This is a genomic window from Arthrobacter sp. R3-55, assembly GCF_054161505.1.
In genome coordinates this window covers 18,086-30,322 of record NZ_CP096423.1, presented here as the reverse complement: position 1 = coordinate 30,322, position 12,237 = coordinate 18,086, and the positions used below count along the sequence as shown (strand labels likewise).

The following is a 12,237-nucleotide window of genomic DNA, read 5'->3' as shown; positions in this document are numbered from 1 at the left end:
GTGGCCATGTCCCGGTCATCACTCGAGGGCAAGAGTCGTTAGAGTGGACCTCATGGCCAACCCGATCCCGAGCGCTCCTGGCAGGAGGACAAACGCACCGTTGCCGTCGGCAATCGGTGCTCACGTCGCGCCCGCCCAGCAGCACCCGGTGCAGGCCTCACTTCCCACTGTTGAGGAAGTGTCAGCCGGTGGCGTTGTAGTAGACACGTCCGACGGCGAACTCCGGGTTGCGATCATCGCCCGCCTTAATAGGGGTGGCCGGCTTGAATGGTGCCTGCCGAAGGGCCATCCGGAAGGCCGGGAGAACAACGAGGAAGCCGCTGTCCGTGAGATCGCCGAGGAAACCGGCATCGAAGGCAGCATCCTGGCGCCCCTGGGCAGCATCGATTACTGGTTCACCGTGAGCGGGCACCGCGTCCACAAGACCGTGCACCATTTCCTCCTCCAGGCAACCGGCGGCGAGCTGACAATCGAGAATGATCCCGATCAGGAAGCCGTTGATGCTGCCTGGGTTCCCATCCAGGAACTGGCCCGCAAATTGTCCTTCCCCAACGAACGCCGCATCGCTGACCTGGCACGGGAAGTGCTGCCCGATCACCTCTGAGCCGGGTACGTGGGACGATAAAGGCGATGTCTGAAGCCAAAACAACCCAGTCCGTTCAATCCGGAGAAGCCCGTTCCAGTGCCATCATGGCCGCAGGAACGCTGGTTTCCCGGTTCCTTGGCTTCGCCAAAACCTGGATGCTCGGTGCCGCCCTTGGCCTGGGTTCCACGGTCAATGACACGTTCATTAATGCGAACAACCTGCCCAACCTGATCTTCCTGCTGGTTGCAGGTGGCGTGTTCAACGCCGTTCTGGTCCCGCAAATCATTAAGGCCAGCAAGGCACCGGACCGCGGGGCGGATTACATCAGCCGCCTGCTCACCCTGGCCGTCCTGGTGCTGCTGGCCTTGACGGCGCTGGTGACCCTCGCGGCACCCCTGGTCATCGACCTCACCACCCAGGGCTACTCGGAGCAGCAAAAGGCCCTTGCCGTCACCTTTGCCTTCTGGTGCCTGCCACAAATCTTCTTCTACGGGCTCTATGCCCTGCTGACCCAGGTGTTGAATGCCCACGGAGCGTTCGGGCCCGCCATGTGGGCCCCCATCCTCAACAACCTCGTGGCCATCGCCGGCCTGGGCATGTTCATTTGGATCCTGGGCGCCAACATCACCAACCCGCACACGCTGGACAACTGGGGACCCACCCAGACCTTCCTGATAGCGGGGTTCTCCACGTTCGGTGTGGTGGCCCAGACGGCCATCCTCCTCATTCCAGTCTTCCGCTTGCGCCTTGGCCTCCGCCCCCGCTTTGGCTGGCGCGGCGTTGGACTGGGCCAGGCAGCCAAGCTGAGCGTCTGGACGTTGGCCACGGCCGCCGTCGGGCAGTTGGCCTTCCTGTACATCATGAGGATCGCCACCATTCCCGGCGCAGAGCGGCTCCGCCTGCAGAACGCAGGGGATACGGTGGGCGCTGCGGTCCTGCCCGGTAACGCCGTCCTGGAAGTCGCGAGCCAGCTGTACCTGCTGCCGCACTCGATCATCGCCTTGTCCCTGGCTACCGTCCTTTTTAACCGCATGACCCGCGCGTCCCAGGACGGCAACAAGGCCGAACTTCGCGACGCCCTCTCCCACGGTCTGCGGACCATGGCCGTAGCCACGGTTTTCGGCGCCCTGGCCCTCTTCGCCTTGGCTGGTCCGCTGGGCATGTTCTTCTCCGGCGGCAAGCCGCAGGACGGCGTCATGCTGGCCCAAACGCTCACCATCCTTGCCCTGAGCACCCCGTTCCTCAGCGCCAACTTCATGATGTCCCGCGTCTTCTACGCCAACGAGGACGCCCGTACGCCGCTGTATGTCCAGTTGTGGCTGGCCGTGATCTACGTGGTGGGAGCTTTCTTCATCCAGTTCCTGCCCGTGGGCCAGATCATCTACGCCATCGCCATTCTTTACACCCTGGGCAACATCCTCTCCGTAGTGATCAGCGTGGTGTTCCTGCGCCGCCTGCTGGGCCACCTCGACGGTCCCCGCATCGCCAATTCGTACATTCGCATGGGGTATGCGGGTCTCGGTTCCGCACTGGCCGGTGCGGGCGCATTGTGGCTTCTGGGCAGCTACCGGGCCGACGGTTTCGCCTGGAGCAGCCGCCCGGCCGCCTTGGTGACGGTGGTCGTCGTCGGGCCCGTCATGCTGCTCGCGTACCTGGTCCTGCTGCGCGTCTTCCACGTCACCGAACTGCGGGACCTCCTGCGGCCGCTGATGGGACGTCTGGGACGGGGTGCTCCAGCGCCGGTTTCCGGCGAACCCGTGGAAACCACGACGGCGGCCCGCGCCACGGTCTCGGACGATACCGGTCTGATTCCGCGCATCTCGGGCGAGTTCGATGCGGCATCCTACCGGGCCGGTCCGGCCGTGGACCGGGCTCCTGCAGTGCCTGCCGCGGACAGTGCAGGAGCCCCCAAGACATACCTGCCCGAAGAGGACGCACCCAGCACCGCACGCGGCGGCAAGTTCCGCCCGCAGGTCCCATTGCCGGGTCGGCGCACCTACCAAGGCGACGCCGGACGCAATCCCTACTTCCCAACACGCGGAAACCACCGCAAGTGAGCCGGTGGCGCCAACATGGGCGCGGCGCATGAATCGGCTAGGCTAGAAAATGAATACAGGTAGTTGCAAAAGCGGTTGAACCGGCTCGCCGGGCCGGCCGCGTGCAGGACCCGCAGCTCCCGGACAGCCTAGGAGGAACACGTGTCCCACCCGATCGACGTCGGATCAGTACTTGGCGGCCGCTACAAGGTCACAGCCAATGTGTTGACCTCGCATGACCAAGATCAGGTGCTCGACGGCGTGGACCAGGTCCTCAACCGTCCCGTGAGCATCCTTGTCGCCGGACCCGGTAATGCTGAGCAGGTTGCGCAGAGCGCCCGCGAAGTCGCCACGGGGGAGCGCCCCGGCCACGTCCAGATCCTTGATCTGGGCGTCAGCGACAACACCACGTACCTCATCACCAACCACAGCAGCGCGCCCGATTTGCTGGACCTGGTGGTTGCCACCAACCCGCCGTACATCGAGCCGTTCTTCACTGAGACGCTCGGCAGCGAGATCTTCGGCCAGCCCCGCACGTATGAGCCTGAAACATACGACGGCCTGTATGAGGATGACGAGCATGACGCCGCATACATCCAGTACGACGAAAACGGCTACCCCATCCCGCATGAGGACGACACCGATCCTGCCGCTGCGCCACAGGCCGGCAACGTCCCTCCGAGGCCTGCCGCCAGCCCGTCGTCAGCCAAGAGCGGGATCGCCGGCAAGCTGGCTGCTGCCGCCGGTGCCGGAGCCGCGGGCTTTGCCGCGCTGAAGAACTCCGCGTCCAAGAATCACGACGCCGGTGCTGGTTCTTCAGCTGCCGGTGCGGGTGCTTCCCCTGCCGGTGCCTCCAATGCCGCTACATCCGCACAGCCGCCCACTCAGGCGGTGTCCTCGCAGCCGGCTCCACCCGCTCCTTCTGCGCCCCCTGCTCCTGCCGCGCCACCGCAGCCGCCCACTCAGGCCGTCAATGCCCAGCCTGCACCATCGCGTGAGCCGGCAGAACCCAAGGTTTCCCTGTGGTCCGAAGAGGACTACGGTTTCGCCGGAGGAGGTGCCGCTGCCGGCGCTGCCGGCGCCTCTGCCGCAGCCCGAGGTACCTCAGACTCCGGTTACGACCGCGCCCCCTCCAGCTTCCCGGCGTCCGCCGCTGTCCAGGAAGATTACGACGACGAGGAAGTGTACGAGGACGACGACGCTCCGGAGAAGGAGCCCCGCTCGCTCCGCTGGCTCGTCGGTGGCTTGCTGGCCGCTGTCTTGATCGTGGGTCTGGTCCTCGCGGTCACCAACTTGGGCAGCCTCCTTCCCAGTGGCGCACCTGCAGCCTCAGAGAGCACTCCCGCTCCCCAGACCAGCAGCAGCACGAAGTCCGAGGAACCCACACCTTCCGAGACAGCGCCTCCGGCTGCACCGCCAGCCATCGAAGGTATTTCCCGCCTCGGCGACTTCCCCTTTGCCGCCACGTACGACAAAGACCTTGCCAGGGCTTTCGACGGCAATGCGGCAAGTTACTGGTCGGACATGGAGTTTGCCACGGCAGACTGGGGTGGACTCGTCACCAACATGCCTCTGGTGATTGAGCTCAAGGAAAAGACCGAGGTTAAGTCCATTGTGCTGAACCAGTTGGGCGGATCCGGTGGCAGCATCAGCGTCTACACCAACGACCGCCCCGCCATGGACGGAGCCAAACTGGTAGGTACCAACAGCTTCACCTCGCCTGAACTCACCATGCCCCTGGCCGCGCCGACGCAGACGCAGTACGTCATTGTAGATATCAAGGCCCTGCCCAAGCTGGCTGCGCCGAAGACCCGATTCGGGTTCGGTCTGCGTCTGGCCGAGGTCACCGTCCAGTAGCCCCACCCAAGTAAGTAGCAGTAGAGGCCGTTTTGACTAGTCAGAACGGCCTCTACTGCTACTTGCCTTGGCTTCACCGCTTAGAACCCGCATGCGTGCAGACGGTACCCTGAATATTGGTGGCTTTCAGGTCCCCATCTCCAACGGAATATTTGGGGCGTAGCCGGGGTTGAGTCAGGTGGCTGCCCCGAAAGCCGCAGCATCGACTAAGGAAGAGGTTCACGCCACGTGAGCATTGCAGAAAACAGCGCATCGCAGGTGCGTGACGTCATCATCGTAGGTTCAGGCCCTGCCGGCTACACAGCCGCCGTTTACACCGCCCGCGCCAACATGAAGCCTCTGCTCATTGCCGGTTCCGTCACCGCTGGTGGCGAACTCATGAACACCACCGACGTGGAAAACTACCCGGGATTCCCTGATGGCATCATGGGCCCGGACCTCATGGAGAACTTCGAAAAGCAGGCCGCGCGTTTCGGTACCGAAATCCAGTTTGAGGACGTCACCGAACTGGATCTCGACGGCGACATCAAGACCGTGACCATCGGTACGGGGGAGACCTTCCAGGCGAAGGCCATCATCCTGTCCACTGGTTCGGCCTACCGTGAGCTTGGCTTGGCGAACGAAAAGCGCCTCTCAGGCCACGGTGTCAGCTGGTGTGCAACCTGCGACGGTTTCTTCTTCAAGGACCAGGACATCGCCGTGATCGGTGGTGGCGACTCCGCAATGGAGGAAGCACTGTTCCTCACCAAGTTCGCAAAGTCCGTAACTGTGGTTCACCGCCGCGATACCCTCAAGGCTTCCAAGATTATGGGCGATCGCGCCCAGGCTCACGAGAAGATCAACTTCGTCTGGAACACCGCCGTCGAGGATGTTCTCGGTGAGGACAAGGTCACTGGCCTGAAGCTGAAGAACCTCGTGGACGGCACCGAGTCCGAACTCTCTGTCACCGGCGTCTTCGTGGCTATCGGCAACGATCCCCGCACGGATCTCATCAAGGGCAAGGTTGATCTGACCCCCGAGGGAACCATCGCCGTGGAGGGCCGCAGTTCACGCACCAACGTCAAGGGTGTCTTCGCTGCAGGCGATGTCATCGATCCCACCTACCGCCAGGCCATCACGGCTTCGGGCTCCGGTTGTGTGGCGGCCCTTGACGTTGAGCACTACCTGGCAGACCTGCACTCCTAAAGCTGCATCCAAGCAACCATACGAAGGGAAAAGTTATGAGCAACGCAAAAGACGTAACTGACGCAAGCTTCAGCACGGATGTCCTGGCTTCCGAGAAGCCGGTCATCGTGGACTTCTGGGCAGAGTGGTGCGGCCCCTGCCGCAAGCTTGGTCCCATCCTCGACGAGATCTCCGTTGAGTACAGCGAGAAGGTCGACGTTGTGAAGCTCAACGTCGACGACAACCCCGCCATCGCAGCCGAGTATGGAATCACGTCCATCCCGGCCGTTTACCTGTTCAGCGGGGGAGAAGTTAAGAGCACTGTTATCGGCGCCAAGCCGAAGCAGTTCTTCGAGAAGGAATTCGCGGACGTCCTGTCCTAGGTTGAACTCCTGATCTGATTTATCGAAAACCGGCGGTTGCTGCTCCTCACGGATCGGCAGCCGCCGGTTTTTTGTTGTTTTGGGAGAAGTAAACCTTTTGGGCTTGCTGAAGCTGCAAACTTTGGTGTGAACTGCTTCAGCTGTACACTCAGCCCGCATTACACTTTCCCTTACCTGGGGTAGGGGAGTCTCGACCCTCTCCCACATCCCACCCCCACCCAACCAACCCTCTCCCACATCCCAACCCCACCCAGCCAACCCCCTCCCACATCCTGAACTGGTCCCCGATTGTTGGACTGGCTATTGGGATTTTAGGCTGCGAGGGTCTGGGCCCGGTATTGGACCGGGCTCTGGCCTTCGAGTTTGGTGGAGATCCTTTCGTTGTTGTACCAGCGGATGTACTCGTGCAGTGCTGTTGCCAGGGCGTCGGTGCTGAGAAACCGGACGTGGTGGAAGAGTTCTTCCTTGAGATGTCCGAAGAAGTTCTCCATGACCGCGTTGTCGTAGCAGTTGCCCTTGCGGGACATTGACTGGGTGGCGCCGGCTTCGCTGAGCAGTTGCCGCCAGAACACGTGCTGGTATTGGAAACCTTGGTCCGAGTGCACCAACGGTTTTTGACCCGGTTCCAGGCAGGTGATGGCCTGACGCAGCGAGGTGTTGGCCAGTTCCAGGTTCGGGGAGTTACCGATGGAATAGGAGATGATTTGCCGGTCGAAAAGGTCCATGACGGGTGAAAGGTAGAGCTTCCGGTCCCCGACGCGGAACTCGGTGACGTCGGTGACCCACTTCTGGTTCGGAGCATCGGCGTCGAATTCCCGGTTCAGCAGGTTCGGTGCAATCACGCCCTGTTCGCCTTGGTAGGAGTTATAGCGTTTCCGCTGCCGAACCTTGCAGCGCAGGGCCAGGGCGCGCATCAGTTTCAGCACGGTCTTCTTCGCCACCGTCCAGCCGTGCTTCACCAGCTCGGTGTGGATGCGGCGATGTCCGTAACGGCCGTGGTTGGTCGTGAAGATCGTTGTGATGGCGCTCTTGAGAGCTTCCTTCGGGTCCGGGGACAGGAGCCGGGCCTGATGGTAGAAGAACGTCGAGCGGGCCAGCCCCGCGACCCGCAGCAGAACCGGGAGCGGGTAATCAGCCTTGAGAGCAACGAGGGCTTGAACCTTCACCGTCGTTCCTGAGCCCTCAAGGCCCGCAATTTTCCCAAGTAGGCCACCTCAGCCCGCAACAGTTCGTTCTCCCGACGCAGTTGCTCAAGCTCCGAAACCTCCGCAGACCGCGGAGCTGCCCCGGACTTCACGGACGGCACGGCACCAGGCTTCCGCGAGGGCACGGCCCCGGGTTCCCGAGAAGGTGCGACCTTCGGCTTCGCTGGCGTGCCGTTGCGTTTTGGCCGCAACCCATCCTCACCCGCCAATCGATAAGCCCTGACCCATTTCTGCAGCAGTTGACGTGAAGACAGGCCCGCTTCAACAGCCAAGTCCGGCCCGGTTTCGCCCGCCAGGAACCGCTGCACCAGCGCCAGCTTGACCTCGAAAGAGTATGACTTCGGCGCCTTGGTCACCAACACTCCTCGCCCATGAATCCTCCATAACCCATACAGTCCCCTGACCGGCACAGGCGGCGCATCCAAGTACCGGGCCGCCGCCCGATACCCCAGACCCCTTTCAAAACACGCTACAGCCGAGACCCGCTGCACCACAGACAAAGAACTACGCGAACACATAAAAACTGCTCCCCTCAAATCGGAACTGAAATTCTCAGTCCAACTTCAGGGGAGCAGTTCATCCCACGCCCTCCCGGGCAACCCTCTCCCACCACGGTGCAATCGAACCGAGCGGAGCTTATGATCCTGGTAGTCCTCCCTGGGCCCATCAAACGGGAGCGGATGGTGTGGCGCTCAAACAGGCAGTCAGGGGCCAACCGCTACATTGTCATCGGCAACACTTTGGAGGAGATGTGCTTGAAATGCGCTACTCCTGAATGGCTCTAATGCCGGTCGCTTTCGTCGGCACGGTCGGACTTACTCAGATTCAGTGGATGAACTCCGGTTGTAACTAGATCGAACCCTTCAGCTTTCTATTTGGGGAGTGTCCATGACGCAGGATTCAGGGGAGATGAAGGCAGGTCATGGCGGTGGGAAGCGGACAACTGGTCACAGATCCGCAGGGGCTTCATCGCTGCCGATGCCTAGGAAGTCACTCACGTGCGGGTGAAATTAGAGTGCCAGTGGAAATCCAATGCGAGAGTCACGACTCCAGATAAGAGTTGCACGGTCGGCGACCCTCAATATTCTCAACAGGCCCATTCGGACAGCGTGTGGCATTGTCCTCAACTTCCCCCACTCGCTGGCGAGACGACTCTTGTACAGCTACTTGCAGTTGTCATTTCAGTTGAGCCCGACACGTCACCGAGCACAAGCGGCTAAGTAATAGTCCCCGTCTCTGCAATGACAGGAAGGGCAGAAGCTGGAAATGCCCCATCCTTGGCTCCGCCCAGTCAGTGGGTGGTTTCACGTGAAACGCTGGCGGGTAGGGCGTGCTTCAAGAATGTCCCCTGGACGGCAAACCAGCGCGTGCAAACTCTGGCCTTCTAACGTCCGCTCTCCACACCGATAAAGCCCCCTGTTTCACGTGAAACATTGGTCGGCTGCCGCGCTCCGGGAACGACCAGTGTGCGGCAGATCAGCGCCGGGATCCCTTAGTCTACTTAAAGCGTCTAGCTTCACTGATGCAGCGCGTGTTTCACGTAAAACACCGCACGGTTGGTGTCGGTGTCCCAGGCACATGATCCTGATGTCTGAGTCTGATGAATCGTTAGTCTGTGGAAACTCGACAGAAGGTTACTGGCAGCGATGAACTTTTGCCTAGCCCCAAGCGCCCGAGGCCGTTCACGGCAGCCAGAAGACCCTCCAGAACCGATTCCGGCCGTGAACGGACTTCAGGGGAGTCACCTACGGGGGACCCTTCCAGCGCCCCGCTGGTCGCCTGCCAGTCGCCTCCGGATCTACCTCATCGGGGTGCTCAAGTCATTGAGTCAGGGGGCGGACCTAGTTTTTGAGCATCCATCGACCGTAAAGCCCAACTCGCAGGCGCTGTGAGAAGGCTAAGTACGCCAGCGATGGTCAGGAACACGGCAACAAACTTCCAAGCGATCAAAGATCACTGTAGTCCCCTTGAATTCCTACACACTAAGGAAGTATCAAGGCTCACCGGCTAGCGATCGTGGTTGCTGCCAGGACACCTGAGAGATATCTCCGGAGTCGGCCGCGTTAGGAAATTCTCGATATGGTGCCAGTATTTGTGCAACGGAACAGAGATGTAGGCGTCAGCAACTCGTTCAAAGCAGTAGCGTGGGCCTTGGTGGCTGTTAGGGGCAACGGGCGGCGAAGTATTCAGCCTGCAACTCCTCTCTCTCGTGAGTATGTAGAACCAGCACTTCAGCACCGTGTGAATAGCCGGTTTGCTGTGGGACCAGAGAGAAGCCGATGCTTGGGGGCGACTATGGGGACTGAAGTCAGAGGCTAACGCAGCAGAACGGGGCCAGCTCCGGGCGCCATTGGCGACGGCCCGCGACTGTCACGGACCTAGGTAGTCATTCTTGGCCGCTAGTTCTCGCGGTCCGTTTCACGTGAAACATTGGAAAACGCGCACAACCAAGTGGCACGTCTACGTGCACTTCACCCACGAACTCCACGGTCTATAGTCACTGCACCACCCTAGTGACCCACAAGAGCAATGCCCGGCGACCACCAACTTGCCCTCACGACAAGTCCAGTGACATCCAGGCGATTCAGCGTGGTCCGGCATTCCCTCATCGAGTCCATAGGGGCTTCAGTTGAAAGAGAATATGTGAAGGTCAGCGAACACTCAGTCACGACGGCAGTGGGGAATCACCGCAACCGCGGGACGGTAGGGCATCCGACGATGGCCAGAACTATGCGTGGCGCTACAGGGAGTCAGGATCCAAAATCAAGACTCTGACCGTTAGTGTGGCGGGCGTCCCAGAGAAGAGAAGGAAGCGGATGCGTGTGGCCGAAACATTAGGGGTCTGCTGCGGCGTACTAACCCACTACAATCACGAACAATCTACCGGCACGATCTGGCATTGCGCTCATTGCAGGGAGCGATCGTCTTTAGAATACGAAGGGAGGACACCGCGCAGACCCGTTTCACGTGAAACACTGCCTAGGACATGTTGCTCCAGCGTAGGAGTGTAGTCCTAGCAGACTAATGCGAGAAGCACATGACTGCGCACGGAGATGGTGCCGGGCTGCTCACGGCCCTGCGGCTAGGACGGGGTCATCTCTTTCCGAGCACCTCCGAGACTAGCCATCCAATCGAATGCCGATGGCTCTTGGAACACAAGTCAACATAGCTGACGTGCCCCATCGCCAGTCAATGACCGGACATGCTGTCCGTCGCTTTTAGGCCCGGCGTGATGAGTACACATAGCCCGTCGAATTCACCAGTGCTGCCACGCGGGAAAGACATCCGATGATTGTGTAAGGAGCCATGCCCCTAGCAAAACGCGGGACACTGTCAGGCCGCAGCCATCGACGCCCTAATCCCCATTGAAGTGTTTGCCCTGGAACGCAATAGGGAGACCCCTAACGCCAGATCGTTTTGGTCCTCATCTACACGGAGGTCTCAAGGCCATCTGAGCGCCTGCCTACCATGCAGCGTCGGGGAAATTGTGACGGTGGTTGTCCACCGAGCTGCACCCAATTGTCCTGATGTTGTGCACACAGTTATCCACAGGCTTATCCACTGAGTATGAGCCCCTTCACAAATCGTTCTCCTTCCTGATTCAGAAGTACGTCGAAGCTCTACGTTTCCTCAGAGCCGCATTGGCTTACGTACGCGAGCTCAGCTCGTAGTGAATGCCGGGATTGGCCCCGAAAACCAATGAAAATAGGGGGTAAAGACCCGAAGCGTGACTCCTACGGTGTCGGTTCTCGCGCATACCGCTCGGGTCGTTCCCGAGGTGGCGTTAACGAGCTGGCGAGACGATCACGTGGACCGCTATAAGCGCCGATGCTTACCTCAGCAGCTCACAATACCCACAGAGTTATCCCCAGTGATATCCACAGGGATATCCACTTCCTTATGCACAGGCCTCAGGCCAGGTTTGAGGCATCCATCGACCCGACCGCTTCACCGTTTCACGTGAAACACTCCGCCCTAGGATCACGAGCGGAAATGAATTAGCCGTCCAGCTTCAGAATCGCGCACACAATAATCACGGTGAGCCCCGCAGTGTGCACCGGGCGGAAACACCATGACGACATCTATCGGCCACAGCGACATCTGACCATTCGTCAACCACTTCACCAACCGTCCAATGAGAAGTTACCATCGGTGGTGCGGTCGCAGATGACGTCGTCGGCAGTTCCTGTCTTCATCCTGTATTGGATCACAGGGTACTGCCGGGGTCCATTGCCCATAAACGCAGGGCCACAGCCAACAGAGTACCGACTAGTTTCCCTTCTGCCCCCGGGGCTGTGGTGCTTTGCCGCCCATAGCATTTTGAGAACAGCAGGACCTTGCCGCAGCAACCATGGGAGGCCTGCCACCGAAGCCCCACTAGTGGTCTGCTGGGGAGAAGGGACGCGATCCTGAACGATCATGACCGCATCAGCTACGGTTGCATCTTGATTCAAGCGGCGTCGATACCAGCAGGCAAAAGCAACATGTTAGGAGTCCTCCTGAGAGTTCAGAACACCCCACTAGCCAATGGCACGAATTCCGTGCCTTCACCAGGGAGACCGCAGGGAACTCGAAAGCAACGATTGGAGGCTGGCCGAGTTATAGAGGAACGCCAGCCTTGGGACCTCCCACGAAACAAGCTCACGACTCCGAGCAGATGGCGCAGTGGTGGACCGAGTCGGCGCAGCTCCACCGCTTGCTGCGGATCGGGCACAGAGTGCTGGCCCTGGCTAGCCGAACACCAGAGAGAGGCGAATGAAAACGTGCAATCTGCCTGCCGGCAGTGGGGCTAACAGTTTTGAAGACGGCACAGCTCAGGACTGCCGCACGACTGCCAACGTAGCTGCCTCCCGACAACTACTCAGTCTGGAATCAGAGTCACACCAAGTCGCCGCAAGCCGGCCGGTGTCCAACGGCATTGACTAGTCCAGTTCAAGCTCCTTCGCAGCTGACCTAAGCCACCTTCCGGAGCCTTTGAACGCGGTTTCCTAGGCCTATTGTGTAGA

7 protein-coding genes are annotated in these 12,237 nt (G+C 60.4%); 5 read left to right on the top strand and 2 right to left on the bottom strand.

Translation table 11 applies throughout. From position 1 onward, the window contains the following. Positions 1–100: 100 nt before the first annotated feature. The 5 genes from M1D51_RS00110 to trxA all read left to right on the top strand — a co-directional run bounded on the left by M1D51_RS00110 (position 101) and on the right by trxA (position 6,026). Positions 101–604, top strand: a complete 504-nt coding sequence (locus M1D51_RS00110) for an NUDIX hydrolase (protein WP_172323637.1) — start codon at positions 101–103, stop codon at positions 602–604. A 26-nt stretch (positions 605–630) separates the two neighbouring features. After that, positions 631–2,643 carry a murein biosynthesis integral membrane protein MurJ gene (gene murJ, locus M1D51_RS00105; protein ID WP_458108050.1) on the top strand — a complete coding sequence of 671 codons (2,013 nt, stop codon included), beginning with the start codon at positions 631–633 and terminating at the stop codon, positions 2,641–2,643. A gap of 141 nt (positions 2,644–2,784) precedes the next feature. Beyond that, positions 2,785–4,479, top strand: a complete 1,695-nt coding sequence (locus M1D51_RS00100; RefSeq protein WP_458108049.1) for an ABC transporter substrate-binding protein — start codon at positions 2,785–2,787, stop codon at positions 4,477–4,479. A 228-nt stretch (positions 4,480–4,707) separates the two neighbouring features. Further along, positions 4,708–5,664: a thioredoxin-disulfide reductase gene (trxB, locus tag M1D51_RS00095; RefSeq protein WP_458108048.1), complete on the top strand. Its 957-nt coding sequence runs from the start codon at positions 4,708–4,710 to the stop codon at positions 5,662–5,664. Positions 5,665–5,699: 35 nt separating this feature from the next. Beyond that, entirely contained in the window at positions 5,700–6,026 is a 327-nt protein-coding gene (gene trxA, locus M1D51_RS00090) for a thioredoxin (RefSeq protein ID WP_014923339.1), read from the top strand. A gap of 311 nt (positions 6,027–6,337) precedes the next feature. Here trxA and M1D51_RS00085 read toward each other — a convergent pair whose 3' ends face one another. Together M1D51_RS00085 and M1D51_RS00080 are read right to left on the bottom strand one after the other, a co-directional pair. After that, positions 6,338–7,192, bottom strand: a complete 855-nt coding sequence (locus M1D51_RS00085; RefSeq protein ID WP_458107040.1) for an IS3 family transposase — start codon at positions 7,190–7,192, stop codon at positions 6,338–6,340. Next, positions 7,189–7,587, bottom strand: a complete 399-nt coding sequence (locus tag M1D51_RS00080; RefSeq protein ID WP_458107041.1) for a helix-turn-helix domain-containing protein — start codon at positions 7,585–7,587, stop codon at positions 7,189–7,191. The genes M1D51_RS00085 and M1D51_RS00080 overlap by 4 nt, the downstream gene beginning before the upstream one ends. Positions 7,588–12,237 lie beyond the last annotated feature (4,650 nt).